Here is a 25,616-nt window from a genome sequence, read left to right as displayed (position 1 = left end):
GAGGTTATCAGTCATACTATTAAACACTCGCTGTAATCATTGTCTCCTTTTAGGAATAAACGAACGGTGCTTACCACCGTTCGTATTCTTTAATCCCATAGGTTGAAGGATTTCTAGTTTCCTAAGTAACAATTACTTTACTCAGATGTTCTAGTAGTTTGAGTCGGTAAAGTATCCCAAAACGCCACATCTTTATCATTTATCGACCCATCCGAAATTGCCCTAACCGTCGCATCCAGCGTATTCACCGTTTGTTTAATTAAATAACCATTACTTTTCTGGCCTAATACATAGGACTCATAGAAATGATCGGACATGCCGCGCATCTCAAATAATAGGGTCGAAATTCCATATTCGACGGAAATTCCATTTCGAGAAATCGTCTCGGCAGAACCACCATTATATTTACCAAGGTGTCCCCAGCCAGTTGGATCAATCTTATCAAACACTACGGCACCTAATTGTTTGGATTTATGAACGACTTCGGGATCTGCATTCTCCGTAGTCGGGTAAAGAATCGATCCGGACACTAGCTCTCCATCACGTTCACTTTGCGCGCCCTGATGATGAAGGTCAATCATATAATCAATATCGTAGGCACGTAATACATTATTATGAAGAGCCTGTGTTTCTGGAAAGATTTTATTCACATGGTCACGGTTTAAATCTTCGCCTACTGCATTGTATCTTGTTAAATGACGATCTCCACCTGCAATGTAATCATCTAATTCAAAGTCTACGTCTCCCATTGCTCCATCAGGGTTTAGCATCGGAACAATTAACACATTGACATTATCTAGAACGCCTTTTGTTTTACCTGTTCCCAGATGTTTAATGAATTCAAGAGCTCCCTCTGTCGTCAACTGCTCGTTTCCATGTTGCTGTGTTAGGAAAAGTATCGTCGGATTTTCCGGATTGGACACGTATTTAACAAGGTATAAATCGCGGCCTTTCGTGGATTGGCCAATCACTTCCAATTCCATTTGATCCTGTTTTGCCTCCTGTGTTTGAAGATAATCAACCATTTCATCATAGGTGGTAAGAATAGAAGTGTTAATTTGTTCATTCCCATTATAGTTTGGACCATTTCCTACTGCATTTACAACTGGAGAAGTAAAGATCGTTCCTCCAATGATTAGTGCCCCAGTAAGACTTAACGTTAATAGCCTTTTGTTTATCTTTTTCATCATAACCCTCCATTTTTTCGTTATATTTTAGCTTTCGATAGGCGGTAACACAAATCCTCTTTAAATTCAGAAAATGATGAATACTACCCATTATCCAATAAATATTAAGGTGTTTTGACTAGTTAGTGGTCTTGGGGAAATAGATTTGTGGATCAAAAGGTCAGTTCCCCACAGCGATAGAGAGGTTGGGGAGGACTAACACCATAATTAAGATGGCAAAGGGAACAAATACAAACGAAACAACTAATCTAATGAAACAGAGACAGACTTAAATCATAAAGCCTGTCTCTGTTTCTATTTTGCTGTTATAATAATTGGATTTTCACTTGGGTCTTTTAATTGAATCGATCCTTTATCCTTCTGCTCAAAGGAAATGTGGTTTTGTCGTAATATAGCTTCTATTTTTTCTAAATCACCGAAGTCCTTTAGTTTAACTTGTCTTTCCAGGTCTATTACTTTGAATTCTACTTCTCCCACTGAATAGCTAGGTTTAAATTCCTGCTCTTCCTTTAAATTCATTTGGGTTCTTCCTATTAGTACTATTGAAATAGTATTTATTATAAATTTAATGGAAGATAGGAAACATATATCTACAAGAATCGAAAGGGACACCCTTTCCTGTATATTTTATATTTTTAGATTATTAAAACTTTAACGGATTCCAATATGAGTGTATGATGGGAATAAGGTTAAGCATGTATGAGTTTTATGAAGTAAAACATCAGTGAATACGATTTTCCTCCCGAAACTTCACGTATCTCATACGCTCACACGGGTGTTTATCGCCCGGTTAAGTCGTGCAGATTCGTATTAATATAAAGTTTAATATAATGATGCTTACTTATAGGAGGGAAAACATTGAGTCATTCAATAAAAGTTAAAGAAGAATTACTGCAGCAAATACCAGACTATATATATGGAGGTTTGGAGTTTTCCTCAGATGGTATATTAATAGCAGATAGTAATGCAAATATCCTCTATATCAATCCAGCTTACGAGGAAATATCTGGCCTGAAAGAATCAGATATTCTGGGGAAAAATTTAGAAGAACTTTTAGCAGAAAATGCCTTCAATGAATCCGCATCCTTAAAAGTGTTAGAAACAAAACAGTCCATATCATTAATCCATCGATATATATCTGGCAGAACCGCGCTTACAACAGCAGCTCCTATCTATAACGGAGAAAAGGAAATCATCGGCGTCATCTGCAATACTAGAAATATCGAAAGTTTAATCAAACTAAAAAAAGAACTGGAAAAGGTAAATCTGATAACACAACGCTACTCTCAAGAATTGCAGCTGTTAAGAAAGGAACATTTCTCCGCAAAAGGACTGATATACAAAAGCGAGGCAATGAAGGAGACGTTAAAGCTTGCCTCTACTGCAGCTAAATTTGATAGTACAATCCTTATCACTGGAGAGTCTGGGACAGGAAAGGAAGTCCTGAGCAACTTTATTTATCAAAATAGTAATCGAAAAGATAAGCCCTTTATTAGAGTTAACTGTGCAGCGATACCTAAGGATTTATTTGAATCCGAACTCTTTGGCTACATGCCCGGAGCCTTCACAGGCGCATCCAATTCTGGAAAGGCCGGTATGTTTGAACTAGCCAATACTGGGACGATTCTTTTGGATGAGGTTGGCGAACTCACAATGCCGATTCAATCCAAATTACTAAGAGTGATTCAAGAAAAAGAGGTTTATCGAATTGGTGGCACGAAGCCTATCAAGCTAGATGTAAGAATCATCGCTTCAACAAATAGAAATCTTCAGGAAGAGATTAGAAATAATTCTTTTAGAGAAGATCTGTATTTCCGGCTAAATGTATTTCCAATCACGATTCCTCCCCTCAGGAAACGTCTAGAGGATATAACCGAGATGATTCATTACTTTATGAAGAATCTTAACAGCAAATACAATAAAAATGTCATCATGTCCGAAGAGCTTTTAGATGCACTTGCAAAGTACTCTTGGCCGGGAAATGTAAGAGAACTGCAAAATATAGTGGAATACATGTTTATTATGAACGAAAGAGATGAAATCGGCTTTGAACAGCTGCCAGATAAGATTCTTAATGAACATGTGCTGATGGATGAATATAAACACGCGGAAGAAAATAAGGGGAAATTAGAATATTTGATGGAGGTCTATGAAAAAATTATCTTGCAATCTGCATTAAGTAAGCATACTTCCTTGAGAAAAGCAGCAAAAGCGCTAGGTATAGACCCTTCTACTCTTTCCAGAAAAATAAAGAAATATAATCTTGAAACTTAATACATCCTAGTGTTGCATTCCCGCAATATTCGTAATAATGTTGCATTAATGAAAGTGTTGTCACAACGCTTGATTTATCCTTCTGTATAAACTGCTGTTGCATCTACGCAACAGTAAATAATTTTTTTATGATAGCTTTACCCTTCATATGAGCATTTTAAAAGTTGGCATGGTTCTTGCAATAAATATAAGCAGTAAGATAAATACTTTCAAATATGAAGGAGGATTCACGGGATGAGTGAAAAGTACAGAGACAATCAAGGGAATTATGAATTTGACCAGGAATTATTAGAAAAGGCGTTTGCTGAGGCAAGAAAAATTTATAAGGAAAGAGGATTTCAAAAGAGAATGGGCTTTGGTAAAGCGCCAGCCATTACTACAGTCGATATGGCTAAGGCCTGGATGAGTGAAGGACACCCATTTACTTGTAACAACAATGATGAAATTTGTGCCAATGCTTTAAAAGTATTGGAAGCAGGGAGAAATGCTGGTGTTCCAATATTCCACACTACGACAGGCTATGTAGGAAAAGAGCAATGGGACTTACCTAGATGGAACGAAAAAATTCCAATGGATAAATTAGAAATTGACTCTGAATGGATGGAAATCGATCCGAAGCTTAAGCCTAGACCAGAAGAGCCAGTGATCCATAAAAAGTATGCAAGTAATTTCTTTGGCACACATTTGGCACAAACATTAGTGAAGCTTGGAGTAGATACACTAATCGTTATGGGAGCAACAGCTTGTGCTTGTGTGAGACATACTGTAATGGATTCTACTGGATACGGGTTTAAAACAATTGTACCAGAAGGAACGATTGGCGATAGAGTTCCAGGTGTTGTTGAATGGAATCTGTTCGATATGGACGCGAAATTTGCAGATGTCTTATCCGTTGATGAAGTCGTTGAATATTTAAACCGCATAGATGACAGCGTTTACAACAGTCACAAGGCAAAACAAGTAACACAATTGACATAAAAATATAAACAAGGGATACCTCATTAAAAGGTATCCCTAATTTTAACTCGGTAGTTAAGAAAGTATAACGCCTTTCTTACTACATAAGTGCAGCTAAGGCAGTCATCGATATCCATCCATTTTTATAAGTAATAATTAAAAAGGAGTGACATGAATGCGTTTATTGATCAAAAATGGAAACATTCTATCTACTGAAGGCGAATATAAGTCAGATATCTACGTCGAAGGGGAGAAAATCGTAGCAATCGGTAAGGATTTAGATTATGAAGCTGACGAAATAGTAGATGCCACAGGAAAATACGTATTTCCTGGTGGAGTCGATGAGCATGTTCACTACGGATCATTTGGAACATTGGATTTTAACACGAGTAATGCACCGGTTGTCGGCGGAACGACAACTATCGTTGATTTTCCAAACCAGATAGAGGGAAAGAGTATTAAGGATTCTGTAAATGCAGCTAATGAAAAGGCGAAAGACGTTGCCATGGTTGATTATGCTTTTCATGGGATGGTCATGTATCCAACAGAAGACCTTTTTGATGAAATCTTAACACTTCCAGATGCAGGGATATCGACTATAAAGTTTTTTATGGCATATAAAGGAACGCCATACATGGTCAATGACGATTGGATATTCAGAGCGCTGCAGGTTGCTAAAGAAGCTGGAGTAACTGTTTTTCTTCATGCTGAAAACGGTGAATTGGTTAGTTTGCTGCAAAAGCAGCTTGTAAGCGAAGGAAAAACAGACCCTATCTATCATGCAGCTTCCAGACCGCCAATCGTTGAGGCAGAGGCAACAAGAAGAGCTATTTATATGGCGGAGCTTGCAGATTCTCCTTTATTTTTTGTTCACGTATCAACAAAGGAATCGATGGAAGCAATCAGAGATGCCTATGAATCAGGGCTGTCTATATACGGCGAAACCTGTACCCACTATCTCACGCTTACAGAAGAATCCCTGGCAAAACCAAACTTTGAAGGAGCAAAATATGTGTGCTCTCCTGCACTTAGAAAAGAGGAGCATGTAGATGCACTTTGGCAAGCGGTTCAAAAAGGATGGCTGAAGGCAGTCGGCTCAGATCATGCAGCAAATGTCGGCGGTTTTGAAGTGGATAAGAAGAAAGGAATCGATGACTTCACGAAAATCCCAAATGGATGCCCGAGCGCTCAAGATCGGCTTGCCCTGCTATGGACTTATGGTGTAGAAACGAAGAAAATAACGAAAGAAAAGTTTGTTGAACTCTTTGCTACGAATCCAGCGAAGATTGTTGGTCTCTACCCTGAAAAAGGTCAAATAGCAATTGGTTCCGATGCAGATATCGTGATTTATGATCCAGAGTATCGAGGAAAGATAACAGTGGAACATAGCTATCATCAAAGTGATTATAATACCTTTGAGGGCATGGATATGATCGGCAGACCTGAAAAAGTATTTCTTCGTGGACAGCTGACAGCTGAAAATGGCAAATTTGTCGGAAGAAAAGGACAAGGTAAATACATCAAGGCCAAGCCATATGGTTTATGCTACGATGAATTTAAAGAAAAAGAAGCTGTAGATGAATATGCAGCAAACAATTTGTCCCTTCAAGGTTCTGTTAAATTATAAAGAAGTTTCCTATAGAATATTGAGGGTCAGTCTCCCGTTACGAGAAAGTAATAGCGTAATAGGGGACTGACCTCAACCTCTGTTTCAAAACAGACTGTCCGCATACCATCCAGTTAAACTCCCCTTTGTTAGTCTTTAAGTCCTGTTTTTCCTGTCGTTTGAAACCGAATACGCTCGATTATCGTATTATATAGTAACTAGATAATTTCTTTGCTTTAGGAGTTTGGGTCTAGACAGAAAGCAGGGGGCGACATAAGGGGGAATTAAATGAAAAAGAATAGAAAGCCGATTTTAGAAACCAATATTATTAACGTTATCATTGTATGTGTAATGATAGCTCCAATAATGGGTGGTCTTACTGAGAATCTAAAGCTTTTCATTGCCACTATGTGTACCATTCCAGTCGTTGTGCTTCTTTTATTTATTCTTTGGCTAAAGTATGGATATAGTGGTATCCACCTGAATAGTATTAATATGTTCGTCATGCTGGCGATGATACTGGTCTACTCGGCAATTCCATTATTTAATAGCATTTGGGGAACATGGATTGGATGGTTAACGATTTTCGTCCATATCATTACATTTTTGATTGGCTTTATCAACCGGGAAAAGCTTATCCGTAATATTTCTGGTATCGATGAAAATGGTAATAAGGCACTCCCTAAGTTCCTATTGTATTACTCTATCGGATTATTTGTTCTAGGAATAATTGGTTTTGTCAGCTTGCAAGTTGCAATAGGAACACTTGGAAGCAATGTTATCGTTTTTGCCTTCCTGCATCTAATAGCCTACTATCTATTTGCAATAAGTCCTGTCTTTCTCAACAATCCAGAACGCGCACTGGAAATGGGAGCAATTTCGCAAAGCCATTATGATGAATATTATTAATGGGTGGTGATTTTTGTTATCTAAAGAATCATTCTTTTATTAGGGTAATAAATAAAAATATAAAAAACAGCTCCTTTCTCAGAATAAAGGATTCGGTTTTGTTGTTATATCAACGATTAATGGTTAAATTAGGGTTTTTTGGCATCCGAATATCTCATTTATTTTATATAGGACAATAGATATTGTACATAGAAAAACTGTTGTCAATTGATATGTCAAAATTGATGTCAATTCGGCTGTCAATTGCACTGTCATTTTGATAGTATACCTTTGTTTATTTAATACAAAAAGGACCTCTATTAAGAGATCCTGATCAATTTCCTTATTAAACTAAAGCACCCTTTAGTTGAACAAGCACCTTCTCATCTAGTACAAATTATGTCCGAAATCAGTAACAGTTATTTTGCAATCGCTTTTTGTAGTGATATTCCCGGTGAATAAAAGGATAATTGATTACAATTCGATAACAAACTGGTTAAAATTTGCTGATAATGTATATTAAATTACCTTTTAATGAGACAATTCATTTAAATGAAGTCATTGTTTATGTCATAAATTGGAGGTGACTCATGTTTTTAATCATACGAAACAATGGTGGTGAAACAGAGACCTTAAAGGACTCCAGTTCCCAGTCGGACAAAACTTTTGCTGATTACTACTCAGCAGATTTGTTAGTGCAACAACTAAATCAAAACGTAATTCCTTCCAAACATTGGACTGTTTCTAAAAAGTAATAATTCAAGGATTTTAATCACTAATTTTACCTCTCAATGCTGCACATTTTGTGTCAAATGCGACATAAAAACTTCCCCTCTCTTATTCGACTAACCTGCACCATTAGCTCAATAATTCTATTCAACAGTAGCATAATATTCAAAAAATATCGTTCAAAGAAAAAGACGATTGTTTTGGTAATCGCCTTGTTTAACTATTGCACCAGTTACTTTAAGTACATCTGTTCACAAGCATATCCTTATTGTGAAGACATAGGGTCTTTCCTTGGCCCAATAAATTTCTATATCCCATCCCAACAATCAAACTATTTTACACAATGTAAAATAGCGGTATAATAAAGATAGAAGGATAAAAAGTTGAAAGAGGAGTGAAAGGTATGGGCAAATTAGAAAATAAAATTGCAATTGTAACTGGTGCAGCACAAGGTATGGGTGAATCACATGCACGTACATTGTTGAAAGAAGGCGCTAAAGTTGTCATCACTGATTTGAACAGTACTAAAGGAAAGGCGCTGGCTGAGGAACTCGGTGAAAATGTTTTGTTTGTCAAACAGGATGTAACTAAAGAAGAAGAGTGGAAAAAAGTAATTAGTGAAACAGAATCCACTTTTGGACCAATAAATATATTGGTGAATAATGCTGGAATTAGTTTTAATAAAACATTTGAAGAATGCACACTCGATGACTACATGAAAATTGTTAATATCAACCAAGTATCCGTGTTTTTAGGAATGAAATATGTACAACCATCAATGGCAAAGGCAAATGGAGGATCTATTATCAACATTTCATCGATTAATGGAATAGTAGGGGGCGCTGTAGGATACACAGATTCAAAATTTGCAGTGCGCGGCATTACAAAAGCAGGAGCATTAGAGTTCTCAAAAGATAATATCCGAGTAAATTCTATCCATCCAGGAGTTGTTGAAACACCAATGGTAACAGAAGGTGACTCCTATGAAATTGTCAAAGAATATGCAAAAACAATACCACTTGGACGAATGGCAAAGCCGCAAGATATTTCAGATCTAGTATTATTCCTTGCTTCTGAAGATTCAAGATATTCAACAGGATCAGAATTTATTGTTGATGGCGGAATAACAGCTCAATAATATAGTTAAATTTTGGGTAGGATTAACGAGTTGATAAAGATGAAGATAAATTTATGTTAGGGAGGATTTATATGAGATTAAAAGATAAAGTTGCAATCATCACAGGTGCGGCCGGTGCACAAGGGGCAGCAGAAGCTAAGCTTTTTGCCAAAGAAGGGGCAAAAGTCGTTGTGACAGATATGAATGAGGCGGGTCTTCATCAGGTAGTGGAAGAAATAAAAGCAGCAGGTGGGAAAGCGATAGGTCTTGTCCACGATGTAACATCTAGTGAAGATTGGGATAAAGTAGTTGAAGAGACTGTAAAAGAATTTGATTCCATCCATATTTTAGTAAATAACGCTGGAATCACTGGGAAGATCCAACAAACAATAGAAGAAATGACAAGAGAAGAGTTTGAAAAAGTAATGGCCATTAATGCAATCGGTCCATTTTTAGGAACAAAAGCAGTCATAGAAGAATTGAAGAAAGTCGAGGCTGCAAGTATAGTGAACATTTCTTCCCTTTCAGGTATGTATGGGATAGGCAATCCCGCATATAACTCTTCCAAAGGTGCTTTGAGATTACTTACAAAAAACGTCGCACTCGATTATGCGAAGTATAATATCCGCGTGAATTCTGTTCATCCGGGTTCAGTTGAAACACCAATGATTAAAGAGGCATTGGATTCAAATGGCGGTGAGGGGCGAAAAATGGCTTTAAGCATGATTCCCCTAAATTTCATTGGACAACCAGAAGATATAGCCAATGCTGTTCTGTTTTTAGCAAGTGACGAATCTCGTTATATTACAGGTACGGAGTTAGTCCTTGATGGCGGTACTTTATTACAGTAAACTAAAGTAAATAACTTATAATAAAAGAAAACCCAACCTAACGGGTTTTCTTTTGCTTTATTATGGAACTATGAAAGATAAATGGATGTGAATTTTATGACTGTGATTGATCCAAGACAAGTACGTTCGATAAAGAAACTGCAAGAAGCCTATTTGTCATTATTATTAAGCGGCCATCACCAATTAACGATTCGACAATTGTGTCAGGAAGCAAATGTTACAAGGCCTACATTTTATAACAATTACTCCAATATCCTCGATTTAAGAAAACAACTACACGAGGAAATATTACATGATTTAAACAAGTCGTTAACGATTATCAACCCGAAGCCAATCGATGCATTTACAGAAAATGAATTACCCGAAAACATGGTGAACCTTTTCAAACATATATCTGAAAATAAGAAAGCGTACGAAGTACTACTATTACACCGACCTGATTCACTATTCATTAATGATGTCAAGAATATCCTTCGAAAATATATTGTGGAAGGGATGAAGTACGCATCATCTAAAGAACAAGAAATGACGGTTAAAATCCCTTTTGCCGTTTCATTTATCACCGGTGCTTATTATGAAAGCATTATCTGGTGGTTACAGAATAACTACAGATATTCACCTAAAGAAATGGCAAAGCTTTTATTGAAGATTTCTTTGTATGGCCCTTTTGAAAGAGAGAGTTAAGCATTGGTAAAATCGGAATATATTTAATAGTTGCTTTTATATCCAACAAAAAACACCCCTTATCATGCGGTTGACTGACGTTGAGGGGTTTCTGTTAAATAATATTGACAATGAATATTTTAATTTTGCTTGTTAAACAAAACTGCCCCGTTACTTTAAGTACAATATTTCACAAAGTTATTTCACCATATATTAGTAGTCTTTAAAAAACTTAGCTTTAACCTTGTCATTATAATATTAAAAGCCGTCTAAATTCAGACGACTTTTATTTGCCATTTTAACGGTCAATTTTAATGTCATTTGAGGTGTATTTTTTTGAAAATGCACCTCAAAACGGAACCCTTTGTTTCTTAGAAGCAGCTGTCTTTTTAAGTTTCTATATGCCCATCTAATTAAAAATCAAAATTATCAGGGTCAGGTCCCACTCGGTGATTTTGATTTAGCCCATCAATCTGCTGCATCTCTTCCTTTGTTAATTCGAAGTCGAATACAGTGGAGTTTTCAATAATTCGATGCTCCTTCGTGGATTTTGGAATGGTTACAACACCATTTTGTAAATCCCATCGCAAAATGACTTGAGAAACAGTCTTGTTATACTTATCTGCAATTCCTTGTAACAATAGATTATCTAATAATTGACCCTGCATTAAAGGTGACCAAGCTTCTAACTGAATTCCGTGCTTTTGACAAAAGGCTTGGATGTCCTTCTGGGTCAAGCGTGGATGGTATTCTACTTGATTGATCATCGGTTTGATTTCGGCATCCTTCATTAATTCCTCAAGATGAGAGATTTGGAAGTTGCTTACTCCAATCGCCTTGACCCTTCCTTCTTTATAAAGGGTCTCCAATGTACGCCAGGCTTCTTTAAATTTTCCTTGAACAGGCCAGTGAATGAGGTATAGATCCAAATAGTTAAGGCCAAGTTTCTTTAGACTTGTTTCGTATGCTTCTATCGTTGAATCATAGCCTAAGTCGGCATTCCAGACCTTTGATGTAATAAATAATTCTCCTCTAGGGATACCGGACTCATTTATCCCTTCCCGAATCGCTTGTCCAACCCCTTCTTCATTTCCATAAATCGCTGCCGTATCAATGCTGCGATAACATATTTGATTGCAAACTTAACGGCATCAACTAGCTCAGGTCCATCCTCTACTTTAAACACCCCGATGCCAAACCAAGGCATTTTAACTCCATTATGCAAAGTAGTTGTATCTTGTAAATGCTTCATCATGATAAATAACCTCCAATTTTCATATTTCTAAATTCCTTAGGATACTGCCCCATTTAATTTGCTGTCCTTTTGATCTTTTCTTTCAAGGATTGTACTCCAACCTGCTAGAATGGCAGCAATTAGTACCATTAGCGCACCCACCCAGGTAGTATGAATGAGTCCAATTGAGTCTGTAATAATCCCGCCTAAGTAGGAACCAAGGGCAATCCCTGCGTTAAATGCAGCAATATTGATAGCAGAAGCCACATCTACTCCAGAAGGTACAAATCGTTCTGCAAGCATAACCGCGTATACTTGCAGGCCCGGTACATTCATAAAAGCTAGTGCACCCATTAAGAAAATCGTAATCAATCCTGCAATTTTAAATGGTGCTGTAAACATCAGGATACATAGGATTACTGCTTGAACAATAAACATATAAAATAGTGCGCGAATCGGATTGTGATTCGATAGCTTGCCACCGACTGTATTGCCAATAGCAATCGCAATCCCGTATAAAAGGAGAATGGCCGCAACCGTTCCTTCTTTAAATCCTGTTATTTCCTGCAGTATGGGAGATAAATAGGTAAAGACAACGAATGTTCCTCCATAGCCTAAGATAGTAATCGTAAATAAAAGTAATAAGCGGCCATTTGTCACTAATTTGAATTGATTGCGAAACGTTGTACGAGTACCTTTTCGTAAATTAGATGGGACTAGAATGCTATTCGCAATGAAGGCAATAATTCCGATGCCAACGATGATAATGAAAGCCATTCTCCAGCCAAACTGTTGTCCAATGAATGTTCCCAGTGGTACACCTGTTACGGTAGCTACTGTTAGTCCTGTGAACATAATGGAGATGGCGCTGGCTCTTCTGTTTTCGGGTACTAAATCTGCCGCAATGGTGGAGCCAATCGACATGAAAATCCCGTGTGAAAAGGCAGAAATAACACGAGCAACGAGCAACATGCCAATGCTTGTGGAGAAGGCAGCGATACTATTCCCGATTATAAAAATAACCATGATCCAGAGCAGCAAATGCTTACGCGACATACTGGACGTAATCGACGTTAGTATTGGTGCTCCAAATGTTACGCCCAACGCATATAACGAGACCGTTAATCCAGCTGTCGTAACCGAAATTTGTAAATCATTCGCAATTAATGGTAATAGACCTACACTGATAAATTCTGTTGTTCCTATTGCAAATGCACTTATAGCTAAGGCTAATAGTGCGAATGTACTTTGTTTTTTACTTAAAGCCACGTTTATCCTCCTTCGTAATCTGTTAATGTATGATTGAAATTGTTTTAAATAAAATATGTTAAAACGCAATCGATAAATGTTATTATGATAGATATAAAATAAATTGGGAAGTACGTACTTAAAAGTGCTGTAGGTACTTTTAAGTTCCTATAGAGGAGAATCTATCTATGAAGAAGAAGTACAATATTTCTGTAGAAGCGACGTTAGAAGTAATCGGAGGAAAGTGGAAATGTGTGATTCTGTGTCACCTGACACATGGCAAGAAGCGTACGAGTGAATTGAAACGCCTTATGCCAAATATTACACAGAAGATGTTAACACAGCAGTTACGTGAATTAGAGGCAGATGGCGTGATTAATCGAATTGTGTATAATCAAGTCCCACCAAAAGTGGAGTACGAACTAAGTGAATATGGCTGGAGCTTGCAAGGTATCTTAGATTCACTTTGCAATTGGGGAGAAATGCACATTATCAAAGTGTATGGCGATACAACGGGAGTCTTGGAGGAAAACGTTCTGAATGAGCATTTGAAATAGGTGTGAATGTCGATTAGAAGTGGTTTTTATGCGCTTTTTGTGAATTGGAAAGATAGGCTGGTGATTTCAATATATACAGAGCCAAAGATTAGAGAATGATAGCCCTGCGAAATAAGTCTCTTAAAAAACCAGTTGACAACCCCTCACTTTCCTGTAATAATAAGTTTAATTTAATACTGGTACCTTTAATTCAGTCCCGTGAGGCTGACAAGGACAGCGGAAATAATGATTATTGCATGCGCAGCCTATCTATATGTAGGCTCTCTATGTCTTGTTCATTGTGTAAAGAAAGCTTCTTGTCAGAAATGGCAAGAAGCTTTTTTTAATTCCTAATCTCCTAGAATAATCGAAGTTTTCTTCGGTACCAGTTTCTTATTAAATCACTTACAGGAGGAATTGGTATGTCAAAAGTAGATAAAGAATTCGCATTGCAGGCAGTGCCACAGGCAAATAGAAACGGGTTTTGGAAGATTCTTGCGGTGATGCTCTCCCTTAGCTTCTTCTCAGCTAGTATGTTGTCTGGTGGGACGCTCGGAACGGGATTGTCGTTTGTGCAGTTTATTTGGATTGTGTTAGCAGGTAATTTATTACTTGGGCTTTATACAGGTGCATTAGCTCATATTGCAGCAAAGACAGGGTTATCCACTCATTTATTAGCACGATATGCATTTGGTGAAAAAGGGTCTTATATTTCTTCATTTTTACTAGCATCAACGCAAGTAGGCTGGTTTGGTGTCGGACTTGCAATGTTTGCAGTCCCTGTTGCAAAAGCGACTGGAGCCAATGTTTATCTATTAATTGCGATTTTTGGTTTGTTGATGACTGTATCAGCTATTTTCGGGATGAGGACCCTAACCATTTTAGGGTTTGTCGCAGTTCCGGCAATTGCAATCTTCGGTAGTTATTCAATGGTTGATGCAGCAGAGGTAGCTGGGGGAATTCAAGGATTGTTCGCTTATGAACCGACACAGGCAATTAGTGTTGGACTAGCACTAACGATTTGTATCGGATCTTTTATTAGCGCTGGTACGCTTACGCCTGACTTTGCCCGTTTTGCGAAGACATCACGTTCTGTAGTAAGTGCTAATATTATCGCATTCTTTCTTGGAAACTCACTTATGTTTTTATTCGGTGCAGTTGGCGCGATGGCTTTCGGTAAAGCTGATATATCGGATGTGATGTTTCTGCAAGGGTTAATGGTCCCGGCAATTATTGTTCTCGGATTAAACATTTGGACAACGAATGATAGTGCGTTATATGCATCAGGACTGGGATTCTCAAATATTACGAAGCTGCCAAAACATAAAGTTGTTGTTTTCAACGGAATTATTGGAACAATTACGGCGATGTGGCTTTATAACAATTTTGTTGGATTCCTGACGATTTTAGGCACTGCATTACCGTCAATTGGAGCAATTATATTAGCAGACTACTTTATTCTAAACCGCGGGAAATATCAACCGTTCGAAACGATGAAATTTAAAGCAGTCAATTGGGGCGCTATAGCAGCATGGGCAGGAGGAGTCGTGATTGCTAATTTCGCACCTGGCATCCCGCCAATTAATTCCCTTTTAGGAACAGCAATTATTTATGTCGTTGTGATGAAATGTGTGCCACAAAGACAAGTATCATTAACTCAAATAAAAGATAAGGGTGAGATAATCGGTGATTATTAAAAACGCAACGCTTAGAGGAAAAGATGGCCTCTGGCACTTTATCATAGAAGGTGGCAAAATAAATAATATTACACAAACACTAGGGGATGTGGCTGGAAAGGAAGTCATCGATGTTGAGGGCTCCCTTGTCCTCCCGCCTTTTATTGAGCCGCATATCCATTTAGATACAACCTTAACAGCAGGGGAACCAGAGTGGAATAAAAGTGGCACCTTGTTTGAAGGAATCCAGCGCTGGGCACAACGAAAGGAAACGCTAACGGCAGAAGATGTCAAAACAAGATCGAAAACAGCATTAAAATGGCAAATTGCTCAAGGGATTCAGCATGTCCGTACACATGTAGATGTAACAGATCCAGACTTAACTGCATTGAAGGCAATGCTCGAAGTGAAAGAAGAGATGGCTCCATTTGTAGATATTCAGCTTGTTGCTTTTCCTCAAGAAGGGATTTTATCCTATCCTAATGGCGCAGAGCTGCTTGAAGAATCATTGAAAATGGGAGCGGATGTAGTCGGAGGCATTCCTCATTTTGAATTTACAAGAGAATACGGAGTGGATTCGTTAAAAATCGCTTTCGACCTCGCGGAGAAATACGATCGGTTAGTTGACATCCATTGTGATGAAATTGATGATGAACAGTCTCGATTTGTAGAAGTTGTAGCGGCAGAAGCTTACAAACGTGGATTAGGCACTCGTACAACAGCAAGCCATACAACGGCAATGGGCTCGTATAATGATGCATACACGTATAAATTATTCCGCCTGTTAAAGCTTTCGAACATCAATTTTGTATCAAATCCGCTTGTGAATATTCACCTTCAAGGAAGATTTGATACGTATCCGAAGCGAAGAGGTTTAACAAGGGTAAAAGAACTGCAGGAAGCTGGATTAAATGTTTGCTTTGGCCATGATGATATCTTTGACCCATGGTACCCACTGGGAACAGGGAATATGCTGCAAGTATTGCATATGGGAATCCATGCTTCACAACTAATGGGCTATGACGAAATTGTAAATTCCATTGATTTGATCACAAAAAATAGTGCCAAAACGTTAAATATTGATTCGGATTACGGAATCGAAGAAGGGAAAGCTGCCAACTTTATTGTCTTGTCTGCTGAAAATGAATATGAGGCGATACGCAAGCAAGCGACAGTAAGATATTCCTTCAGAAATGGCAAGATTATTGCGGAGACAAAGCCGAGTGAAGCAACGATAACGTTAAATCAAGTTGAAGAGAAGATTGATTTTAATAGATAGAAGACATTTAGGCACAACTTTAATCGGGTTGTGTCTTTTTCATAAGCAGGAGGAGAGAATGAAATCAATTCTTCTTCTCCTGTTAAATTTAAGTGGTTAGTAAGCTATATAACTCATTGGTCCGATTGATGCTTGTTTATTCATTTCAATGGTATCGATAAATGTTTCGATCGTTGAAGTTAAGAAAGCGTCGGCTCTTCTAATAAAAACAGTCTTAACTTTACTATATTGCTCAGGAAGAGTATGACATCGAATTACTCCGCTATTTTCCAATTGGGTAACCGTTGATTTCGGAACAAATGCAATACCAATCCCCATGGCAACACTGCGTAAAATCGTTTCTAATGTACCGAATTCCATTATTTGTTGTGGGGCGATGTTTTGGTCTTTATACCAGGCCTCCAAACGTACTCGGTATCCGCAGCCTTTACTGAAGCATAGGATTGGTTCTTCTATTAATGCTTCCAATGTTGAGATGCGCAGATCCGAAATTAAAACAAGCTCCTCTTGAAATACATCATGAGATATTAAATCGGGGTGAAGGTCTGATTCCGTAATGAATGCACCTTCTAACTTATGATTTAATACATCTTCTTTTAATTTGTCCGTAACACCAGTAAATAATGATAAATCAACCTTTCTATACTTCTTAATATAGCTGGATAATATGATTGGTAAATGAATGACTGTTTCAACGGTTCCAATATCTAATTTTCCAGTTGGTTCTTGTTTATTTTGTACTGCCTTTTTCATTTCATCTGTTAGCAATAATATTTGCTTGCTGTAAGTTAATAGTTTTTTCCCTTCTGGTGTCAAACTCATCCCACGTCGGTGCCGGTTAAACAAGGGGGTATTAAGTTCCGTTTCGAGTTTATGAATCCTTGATGTAATATTGGATTGCACATAATTAAACTCCCTTGCAGCTGCTGTGATGGTTCCTTTTTCCGCCACTATCTGAAAGATTTCTAAGTCCTTAAATTCCAATAGCATATCACCTTTCCTTTTATTTTATGATATCACTAATATTGATGGAAAACATTAATATCATTCACTTTACAAGATATCAAGAATGATAGATGATTGATGATGGAAAATGGATAGTTCAAGTAAGAGGGAGAAGAGGAAAGTTGAGAAATAACATTTTATTAGGAGCAGTTTTATGTTTTATTGCTGCTGCTTCATGGGGAGCAATGTTTCCTGTAGCACATGCGGCTTTCAAACATATCGATCCTTTCTATTTTACAGTCATTCGCTATCTATCAGTTACAGTCATCTTAGTAGCGATTCTATTATGGAAAGAAGGTAAGAAGGCTTTCCGATTTGAAGGAAAAGGATTTAAATTATGGTTTTTCGGTACGATGGCATTTACAGTCTATAATCTGCTCATCTTCTGGGGAGAGGATTTATTAGGTGAGCCAGGTGTGATGGTGGCATCGATTATGGAGGCACTTATGCCAATGATTTCCGTTGTAATTGGCCTAGTGATTTTTAAAAATCGCACACATCTATTTACATTACTATGTGTAATCGTGTCATTTATTGGGGCTATATTAGTGATTACAAAAGGTGATATAAAAGCATTCCTTGGCGCAACAAATCATATTTTACCTTCGATTCTGATATTTATTGCTGTAATTGGATGGGTGATTTACACGATGGGTGGCAGTGAGTTTAGTGGTTGGTCCGCTTTGCGATATTCAACATTAAGCTGCTTACTAGGAACAATCACTGCTGTTGCTATTGTAATAGGGGCAACGCTTTTTGGTGATCTATCTGTCCCTTCATCAGCAGTCGTCAAAACAGTAAGTCCACATCTATTATTTATGATTATATTCCCTGGTGTCATTGCCTTGGTTGGATGGAACATCGGTGTAAGTATCTTATCACCTTTAAATGCACTATTGTTTATTAATTTTGTACCTATTACAACCCTACTTATTTCAATTATTCAAGGGACTCATGTTACGAAATTCGATATAATTGGTACTGTTTTTATTATTGTTTCGCTTTTAGCTAATAATCTCTTTGCAAGAGTGTTAGAGCGGGACAAAGGGACAGGTTCATTGGCCCATTTGGATAAGCGAGACGAGGAGTTGTTCCTTCACCCCAAAGTTTAGTTAAGAACACTTAACCATAAGCGTTTATTGATTGAATGGTGATTATTGGGAAATTAATTATCTAATCATAAAATAGTTGTTCCTGAAGAGTAACTATTGCTTTTTCAATATCATCTAAATCTTCCTCCGAGGCGTTCTGAGGGTAAATAATCTCACGAAACTAGCGGAATAATAATCATGTATATAGTTTAAAACTATAGCAAAACATAGATTTTAGGTCTTACGCTATATTGCCTTCCTAGTGTTATACTCAACTTACATTAAATAAATAAGAAGACGATTGGCCTACCGTGATGACCTCTCTTCTTAAGGTTTTTTACATATTGGAATGTTGATTAACATGAAGGGAGAATGCATACATATGGCAAATAAATTAACATTGAAGGCTGACCATGTAGGAAGTTTTCTAAGAACGGAACCTATTAAACAAGCAAGAAAAGATTATACTGACGGGAAAATTGATAAGAATTCCTTAAAACAAGTAGAAGATAAAGAAATTGAGAAGCTTGTACAAAAGCAAATTGAAGTGGGCCTTAAATCAATAACGGATGGTGAGTTTAGACGCTCATGGTGGCACTTGGACTTCTTATCCGGTTTAGAAGGTGTCGAACAGTTTGAAACGGAATATGTAAGTAACTTTAAAGGTGCAAAAACAAGAAATAATGCCATTAAGGTTGTTAATAAAGTAGACTTTGATAATCATTATATGGTAGAACACTTTACATTCTTAAAAGAAGCAGTAGACAAATATGGTGATGGAAGTCAAGTTGCTAAGTTCGCAATTCCAAGTCCTAATATGCTATTCACGAGAATTCAGGGTGATGAGTATTATAACGGGAACAGAGAGCAATTCTATCAGGATACTGTAGCTGCTTATCAAAAGGCTATTCAAGCTTTCTATGATGCTGGCTGCCGCTATTTGCAATTAGACGATACTTCCTGGATTGATTTTGTTTCAGAAGAACGTATAGAAGCAGTCGTTGAAAGACTCAACATGGGAGTGCAGGACATTATTAATACTAGAGTAAATTGTTTAAATGATGCCATTGCTAAGAAACCCGATGATATGATTATCACGATGCATATTTGTCGTGGGAATTTCAAGTCTACTTATATTACTAGTGGTGGATACGATCATATATCCGATGCGATATTTGCTGACTTAAATGTAGATGGACTCTTCCTGGAATATGATGATAAGCGCTCCGGTGACTTTGAACCGTTGAAAAGCTTTAAACGTGATGACAAAGTTGTCGTACTGGGATTGTTTACATCTAAATTCCCAGAACTTGAGGATGCAGACATGATTAAAGAGAGAATAAAAGAGGCAAGCGGGTATATTCCTTTAGAAAACCTGGCATTAAGTCCACAATGCGGATTTTCCAGTACGGAAGAAGGCAACATCTTAACAGAAGAAGAACAGTGGAATAAAATTAGTCACGTAATTAACCTCAGTGAGAGTGTGTGGGGTAAGATACCTGCTAATTAAGCATCGAAAAAGCTCAATTTCTCTATTGTAATTTGCAGAGAAACTGGGCTTTTTAATTTTAGGATTTGCTTAACAATAGTGCCCCAGACTGGACCGAGGAACCTGTCCCCGTGGTCCACTATTTAAAATAAGCAACCTTCTTCAAAGCAACACAAATCGGAATCGCAATAATAACTCCCAATACATTTTGAACAAGATCTCCAGGTATGGATGCCAACGGTGTAAACCAATTACCGTATAAAATCGATTCCCCAATGTAATAAACAGCTATCATAAATGGAATGGAAATGATTGTTGCAGTTACATTCAAAGCAATACTATCACCTCTGTGACCATTTAACCAAGCAATTCTGCCAACGATGTATCCTTGCAAACCACGCGCCACAATGGTGATAGGCGCCCATATCAACCAGCCTCCAATCATATCAAATAATCCCATTCCTATCGCACCAGCAAGCGCCCCTTTTTTAGGTCCAAATAATATAGATGCAATAAACAGCATAGCTGTCCCTAGATGAACTAAACCCCCATTCGCAGCGATTGGCAGTCTAATATTCAAAAAGACAGTAGAAACAAAAACAAGTGCAATTAACATGGATGTTATAATTAAATCTAATGTTTTTTGTCGTGACTTTAAATGACTTTGTGTATTTTCCATATCTATTTATCCCCTTAGTAGAATTTTCTTATAACTTTAGCAAAAGATTGGTATATACAAAAGTGTCAATTTAGTAAAAAACGTTAGGGTCAGTTTGAGGGAATGCAGAAGATTTGAGAAGAGAGATATGATGACTGTGATTAAGATATTGATGATTCAAAAGTAGTGCTATAATTATGGCACTACACTTGGCGAATGCCGATTTTACTAAAAGGTAGATAGGCCTTATGGAGGTTATTATGAAAAAAGTTGCTGTATTACAGGATTTATCATCTTTCGGAAAATGTTCATTAACAGCTGCGATTCCGGTTCTATCCGTAATGGGTGTGCAGGCATGTCCTTTACCAACGGCTGTACTATCTGCGCAAACCGGTTATCCAAGCTTTTTTTACGAAGATTTTACATCTAAGATGAACTATTTCACAGAGGAATGGAGTAAGCTTCACGTAACATTTGATGGAATCTATACCGGCTTCGTTACTGGCAGTGAGCAAATTAATAATATTTTTCATTTCTTAGATAAATTTCATGCAAACGAAACGGCTTTACTTGTTGATCCAGTAATGGGCGATACAGGAGAAGTATATAAGCTTTTTACCGATGAATTGCTGGTGCAAATGAGAGAATTAGTGAAGCGCGCAAAGGTGATTACACCAAATGTTACGGAGTGCTGTTTGTTAACCGAATTGTCTTATGAAAAAGTCCATCGCTACTCAAATGAATCGGATTATATAAAAGCGATCGAAGAAGCTGGGAATAGTTTGCAGCAAGAAACGGGTGCGAAAGTAATCATCACTGGAGTGAATCCTCCATCAGCAGATTCAGATAAGCAGTTTATCGGAAATATGTATTTGGACGGAAATAAAACCTTTTATCGAGAGATGCAGTTTAATGGTAAAAGCTATTCTGGTACTGGTGATTTATTTGCATCCGTGATTATGGGAAGCATGATGCGCGGAGAAGACTTGGAAAAATCTGTACAGCTTGCAGTCTCATTCTTGACAGAGGCCATCAAAGATTCTTCCTTCGAACAAATTCCTGAAGTAGAGGGAGTTAACTTTGAGAAATATTTAGGAATGTTATTATAAAAAGGTCTAATATCAATGAAATCAAATTATTTACTTTTAAAAAGAAATAAATTAAGAAATTAAATTAGATGGGATAAGGAGAGGGAAGAACCTCTCCTTATTTATTTATAGGGGGATAGTTTCCTTATTTAAAAGGTAAGGTTAACTATCCCCCTTTATCTTATTATTTATTCATTTTTCTAGACAATATACAAGTATATGTGTTTATTTTTCCCTCCTTATTTTATTTAAAAACCACGGTAATCTTATCTGATGATTTATACATGGGACAGCTGTTTATTTTTAGAACTTTTCCCCTTGTTATTTCATTAATAGTAGTAAGGAGACATGGAGGATAAGCAATGAAGTAATATAATATATATTTTCCACCTAAATTTTCTGAACTAGTTATAACATAAAAAGGAGGAATATTAATTTATGGAAGTAGGTCCTATAAGAGATTTTGATGGATTTCCTGTTTGGTATAGAGATGAAAATGGTTTAAGACTGCAATTAAATATAAATCCAAATGATCCGTTTTCAGGTTTAACTCCAGCCGATCTTCCAAATCCTAATCAAGCCGTTTCGTTTCCCGATAATTACCCGGGAGAGGCTTTTTATTTTTCGGCCGAAGCTGAGATGGAAACGGGAACAAGGGAAAGGGCAAGGCTTGTATTAGCATTAGAGGCTGCCTTTGCAAATGAGGTACCAAGGGATGGCGACCAAATTGTTTTTGGCCGTGTAAGGATACGTGTTGATGGCTTACGATCAAATGAAGAGTATAGGGTGACACATCCATATGGAGTGGATACCTTCATTGCAGAGCCTGACGGGGACGGCTTTGGCGAAATTAACTTTACAGAAGATATTGGAATATCGCCTGGAAACTTTGAACTTGTACTAGACAGCCGTATCGATCCCTTTTTACGATGGGATCCTAATGTTGAACCACAAGCTCCCGCTGGTTATATTGGTAACCCTGATAAACTGCATCCCATTGTGGGAAGCGAGTTTATAGATCAATTTGGAGAACCACAAAACATTTTTAGAATTGAAGGGCCTGGTATTGGAATTGGTTCTCCAGATCGTGCTACAACACCAGGATTAAATCCCGATAACGTTATTGAAACAAGGAATTTTTCTCTATTAGGTAAAATTTCGACTATTTCTGGAGTAGATGTTGAAAGAACTACTTATACGCAAGATAGTGCGATAGGTGGGGTAATAGACGTATTTGCTAGTTCAGATGTTGGTCCTCAACAAATAGAGGTGTCTGGGGAAGGTTTATTTACTACTAGATTACAAGGTGGAAATGGCCTGTATTTTGCTCGTGTTTCATATTCAGGTGAGAGTCCACCCAGCTTCGTTACAATAACGAATATTACCGATAATCCTCCAAGTGTGAAAGAGTCCATTCCAGTAGATTTTATATCTGCATCTGCAATCTATAATAACGACACACAAATTTTAACGATTGAAGCAAGTACTAGTGATTCCTTTCATCCAATTGATTTGACAGTAGCTGATTTTGGACAAGGCGATTTACCTATTCCATCTGATGGCCTGCAAATCAGTCTAACAAATATTCCAGCTAATATAACGATTCAATCGTCTGCGGGAGGAAATCTTACAATACCAATAACTGTGGTTGGTTCCCCTGTTGATCCAAATGCTGTATCCGCTAATGCTGGCTCAGATCAAACAGTTATTTTTGGTACTGCTGTTACATTAGATGGGACAGCTTCAACTGGTCCAATTACTTCATATCAATGGGTTCAACTTTCAGGTCCTACAGTTACTTTAGTAAATGCAGATACAGCTGCACCTTCCTTTATAGCTCCAGAAACCACGTCAACTTTCGTATTTCAACTAACGGTAGAAGGAGAAGGTGGACCATCCTCCGATACAGTAAGCATAGAGGTTATTGAATTTGCACCAGAGCCGATTGTCGATGCTGGCCCAGATCAACAAGTTCAACAAGGTTCTTTAGTAACATTAAGTGGTAGTATTACTGGAGACGTGACAACTTTTCTCTGGGAACAAATATCAGGTCCTCCTGTAGAGATAATAAATGCAGATACACCAATAGCCACTTTCAATTTTCCAAAACAATTGGAGGAACTGACCTTTCGATTTACAGTAACTGGTCCTGGAGGTCAATCATCGGATACCATGGCAGTTACCACTTTACCTGACAATTTAACGGTTAATCGAGTTGAATTCAGAACTAGAGATACTGAATGGCGAATCTCAGGGACATCAAATGTTGCTGGTCCTGGAGTATTTATTACCATTTATATAGGAAACACTCTAAACGGAAACATACTTGCAGAAGTACCAGTAAATGCACTTGGAGAATGGGAGTATCGAATTGAGCCATCTAGCGTTCAACCAAATGAAACACGAGCTATCTCTATTCAATCTAGCTCAGGAGGAACGATAATCAACGTGCCTATTACGATTCGTCAATAAAAGAGAGTATTTTATCATGTCTTTACTTTGAGCCCTTGCTAAAGAATTCGAGTTTAAAACTATTAGAGCCTTGATAAGCTAAATTCAACTAAATACAGAGTGGGAAACGAAGGAACACTCCCTCTGGCTAACGAAACGGAAAGGAGAAATAGATATGCCATATTGTTCTTATTGCAACCAATTTTACTGTACGTGCAGTACAATTGCATGTGAATGCTCATGTACGACAAAAGGCCCGCGTGGACCTCGTGGAAAGAAGGGGCCACAGGGTCCAAAAGGAGAACGGGTCCCTAAGGGAAAACAAGGATCAAAAGGAGACCCAGGCCCTAAGGGAGAAAAAGGATCAAAAGGAGATCCAGGCCCTAAGGGAGAAAAAGGACCAAAAGGGGAGCCGGGTACTAGGGGAGAAAAGGGGCCAAAAGGAGATTCAGGCCCTAAGGGAGAAAAAGGATCAAAAGGAGACCCAGGCCCTAAGGGAGAACGAGGACTAAAAGGAGACCCAGGCCCTAAGGGAGAAAAAGGCCCAAAAGGAGAATCAGGCCCTAAGGGAGAACCAGGCCCAAAAGGAGATCCAGGCCCTAAGGGAGAAAAAGGATCAAAAGGAGAACCGGGCCCAAAAGGAGACCCAGGCCCTAAGGGAGAAAAAGGATCAAAAGGAGCACCAGGCCCTAAGGGAGAACAAGGATCAAAAGGAGACCCAGGCCCTAAGGGAGAACCAGGCCCAAAAGGAGACCCAGGCCCGAGGGGAGAGCAAGGTCCAAAAGGGAATCCAGGCCCACCTGGTACGGGGACATTAGCAGCAGCTTATGGGTTTGCGTATTCACCATCAGTTAGCAATCAAAGTGGAAATGTGATGTTTACCATTTCGGGACCTCTGGAAAATGTTGAATTAGTCCAAGATGGATTAAAGATTTTACAATCTGGGATATACCAAATTAGCTATAAAGTAGATGTAATATCAGAGACTGAATCGGATAACACAGCGAACTTCGAAATCGCTGTTAATAATCAAATTAATATCTCATCCTCTATAACTAAGACCACTACATCTGCAAATCTACACTCCACTCAATTATTTTTCCTACAGCAGGATGATGTCGTAAAGCTCGTTGCTGAAATTCCAGAAGGTTTTCATTATACAACACCAGTAATTCAAGTTGTTCAAGTTGGTTTATAGTGGCCTGCTTAGCAGGAATAATAAAACCGTATATACCAGTAATGAAAATGCAGACCCCATAACCATTAAGTAGAACATCTTCGATGACAAAAAAGTAGCTTGAGAATTCCTATGCGATTTTTTTGCCTCTTAAATTACCACGTTGATCCTTATCATAAGTAATAGCTAAACATAGTATAAAAGCGCAGATACCTAGATAATAAAAGGATTCTGCGCTTTTTCTATTATAATCTAATCGGATAAAGAGTGATTACCATGCTCTGTTAAAACCTTTTTTTACTATATTCAACCAAGGGGAATGGAGGGATTTATCAATTTACAAACGGCTCCTATTATATAGTAAACTTTACAATAATTTACAATTACTTAAAATAGTTTACATTATTCTCCT

Annotated in this window: 20 protein-coding genes and 1 pseudogene; 15 read left to right on the top strand and 6 right to left on the bottom strand. The window is 37.8% G+C overall.

Annotated features, from left to right (window positions below):
- Positions 1–137 precede the first annotated feature (137 nt).
- On the bottom strand, positions 138–1,187 hold the full coding sequence (locus tag CUC15_RS19485; protein WP_423241351.1) for a M14 family zinc carboxypeptidase: 1,050 nt from the start codon (positions 1,185–1,187) through the stop codon (positions 138–140).
- A 294-nt stretch (positions 1,188–1,481) separates the two neighbouring features.
- The gene (locus CUC15_RS19480; RefSeq protein ID WP_114918252.1) at positions 1,482–1,706 is read right to left on the bottom strand and encodes a hypothetical protein; all 225 of its coding nucleotides are present in this window, start codon (positions 1,704–1,706) and stop codon (positions 1,482–1,484) included.
- Positions 1,707–2,045: 339 nt separating this feature from the next.
- Between CUC15_RS19480 and CUC15_RS19475 the strand changes: the two genes are divergently transcribed.
- From CUC15_RS19475 to CUC15_RS19445, 7 genes are all read left to right on the top strand, one after another.
- Complete coding sequence (locus CUC15_RS19475; protein WP_114918251.1) at positions 2,046–3,461, top strand: sigma-54 interaction domain-containing protein; 1,416 nt, start codon at positions 2,046–2,048, stop codon at positions 3,459–3,461.
- A 234-nt stretch (positions 3,462–3,695) separates the two neighbouring features.
- Positions 3,696–4,439 (top strand): isochorismatase family protein, encoded by a 744-nt coding sequence (locus CUC15_RS19470; RefSeq protein WP_114918250.1) that lies wholly within the window; start codon positions 3,696–3,698, stop codon positions 4,437–4,439.
- Positions 4,440–4,593: 154 nt separating this feature from the next.
- Positions 4,594–6,045 (top strand): dihydropyrimidinase, encoded by a 1,452-nt coding sequence (gene hydA / locus CUC15_RS19465; RefSeq protein WP_114918249.1) that lies wholly within the window; start codon positions 4,594–4,596, stop codon positions 6,043–6,045.
- Between the two features lie 267 nt (positions 6,046–6,312).
- Complete coding sequence (locus CUC15_RS19460) at positions 6,313–6,933, top strand: hypothetical protein (RefSeq protein WP_114918248.1); 621 nt, start codon at positions 6,313–6,315, stop codon at positions 6,931–6,933.
- Between the two features lie 1,111 nt (positions 6,934–8,044).
- On the top strand, positions 8,045–8,779 hold the full coding sequence (locus CUC15_RS19455; protein ID WP_114918247.1) for a glucose 1-dehydrogenase: 735 nt from the start codon (positions 8,045–8,047) through the stop codon (positions 8,777–8,779).
- A gap of 71 nt (positions 8,780–8,850) precedes the next feature.
- Positions 8,851–9,609 carry an SDR family NAD(P)-dependent oxidoreductase gene (locus CUC15_RS19450; protein WP_114918246.1) on the top strand — a complete coding sequence of 253 codons (759 nt, stop codon included), beginning with the start codon at positions 8,851–8,853 and terminating at the stop codon, positions 9,607–9,609.
- A 96-nt stretch (positions 9,610–9,705) separates the two neighbouring features.
- Positions 9,706–10,293: a TetR/AcrR family transcriptional regulator gene (locus CUC15_RS19445; RefSeq protein WP_162800367.1), complete on the top strand. Its 588-nt coding sequence runs from the start codon at positions 9,706–9,708 to the stop codon at positions 10,291–10,293.
- A gap of 392 nt (positions 10,294–10,685) precedes the next feature.
- On the opposite strand, the pseudogene CUC15_RS19440 reads toward CUC15_RS19445, so the two are convergent.
- A pseudogene (locus CUC15_RS19440) lies at positions 10,686–11,527 on the bottom strand (aldo/keto reductase).
- A gap of 36 nt (positions 11,528–11,563) precedes the next feature.
- Positions 11,564–12,775: an MFS transporter gene (locus tag CUC15_RS19435; RefSeq protein WP_114918244.1), complete on the bottom strand. Its 1,212-nt coding sequence runs from the start codon at positions 12,773–12,775 to the stop codon at positions 11,564–11,566.
- Positions 12,776–12,942: 167 nt separating this feature from the next.
- Between CUC15_RS19435 and CUC15_RS19430 the strand changes: the two genes are divergently transcribed.
- From CUC15_RS19430 to CUC15_RS19420, 3 genes are all read left to right on the top strand, one after another.
- Positions 12,943–13,311, top strand: coding sequence for a winged helix-turn-helix transcriptional regulator (locus CUC15_RS19430; RefSeq protein ID WP_114918243.1), 369 nt, complete (start codon positions 12,943–12,945; stop codon positions 13,309–13,311).
- 401 nt (positions 13,312–13,712) lie between these two features.
- Complete coding sequence (gene codB, locus CUC15_RS19425; protein WP_114918242.1) at positions 13,713–14,987, top strand: cytosine permease; 1,275 nt, start codon at positions 13,713–13,715, stop codon at positions 14,985–14,987.
- Positions 14,977–16,245 carry a cytosine deaminase gene (locus CUC15_RS19420; RefSeq protein WP_114918241.1) on the top strand — a complete coding sequence of 423 codons (1,269 nt, stop codon included), beginning with the start codon at positions 14,977–14,979 and terminating at the stop codon, positions 16,243–16,245. Before codB ends, CUC15_RS19420 begins: the two co-directional genes overlap by 11 nt.
- Before the next feature lie 96 nt (positions 16,246–16,341).
- Here the strand turns inward: CUC15_RS19420 and CUC15_RS19415 are convergent, their stop codons facing one another.
- Positions 16,342–17,229 carry a LysR family transcriptional regulator gene (locus tag CUC15_RS19415; protein ID WP_114918518.1) on the bottom strand — a complete coding sequence of 296 codons (888 nt, stop codon included), beginning with the start codon at positions 17,227–17,229 and terminating at the stop codon, positions 16,342–16,344.
- 143 nt (positions 17,230–17,372) lie between these two features.
- Between CUC15_RS19415 and CUC15_RS19410 the strand changes: the two genes are divergently transcribed.
- Together CUC15_RS19410 and CUC15_RS19405 are read left to right on the top strand one after the other, a co-directional pair.
- On the top strand, positions 17,373–18,362 hold the full coding sequence (locus tag CUC15_RS19410; RefSeq protein WP_114918240.1) for a DMT family transporter: 990 nt from the start codon (positions 17,373–17,375) through the stop codon (positions 18,360–18,362).
- Between the two features lie 361 nt (positions 18,363–18,723).
- Complete coding sequence (locus CUC15_RS19405; RefSeq protein WP_114918239.1) at positions 18,724–19,851, top strand: 5-methyltetrahydropteroyltriglutamate--homocysteine S-methyltransferase; 1,128 nt, start codon at positions 18,724–18,726, stop codon at positions 19,849–19,851.
- Positions 19,852–19,969: 118 nt separating this feature from the next.
- Here CUC15_RS19405 and CUC15_RS19400 read toward each other — a convergent pair whose 3' ends face one another.
- The gene (locus CUC15_RS19400) at positions 19,970–20,509 is read right to left on the bottom strand and encodes an ECF transporter S component (RefSeq protein WP_114918238.1); all 540 of its coding nucleotides are present in this window, start codon (positions 20,507–20,509) and stop codon (positions 19,970–19,972) included.
- Positions 20,510–20,748: 239 nt separating this feature from the next.
- On the opposite strand from CUC15_RS19400, the gene CUC15_RS19395 reads away from it, so the two are divergent.
- The 3 genes from CUC15_RS19395 (at position 20,749) to CUC15_RS19385 (ending at position 25,225) form a co-directional block, all read left to right on the top strand.
- Positions 20,749–21,597 (top strand): pyridoxamine kinase, encoded by an 849-nt coding sequence (locus tag CUC15_RS19395; protein WP_114918237.1) that lies wholly within the window; start codon positions 20,749–20,751, stop codon positions 21,595–21,597.
- Positions 21,598–22,014: 417 nt separating this feature from the next.
- Complete coding sequence (locus CUC15_RS19390; RefSeq protein ID WP_114918236.1) at positions 22,015–24,048, top strand: PKD domain-containing protein; 2,034 nt, start codon at positions 22,015–22,017, stop codon at positions 24,046–24,048.
- Positions 24,049–24,202: 154 nt separating this feature from the next.
- Entirely contained in the window at positions 24,203–25,225 is a 1,023-nt protein-coding gene (locus CUC15_RS19385; protein WP_162800366.1) for a collagen-like domain-containing protein, read from the top strand.
- Positions 25,226–25,616: the final 391 nt, after the last annotated feature.

Source organism: Oceanobacillus zhaokaii, from assembly GCF_003352005.1.
GTDB classification, from domain to species: Bacteria; Bacillota; Bacilli; order Bacillales; family Amphibacillaceae; genus Oceanobacillus; species Oceanobacillus zhaokaii.
This window is presented reverse-complemented; position numbering and strand designations above follow the sequence as displayed.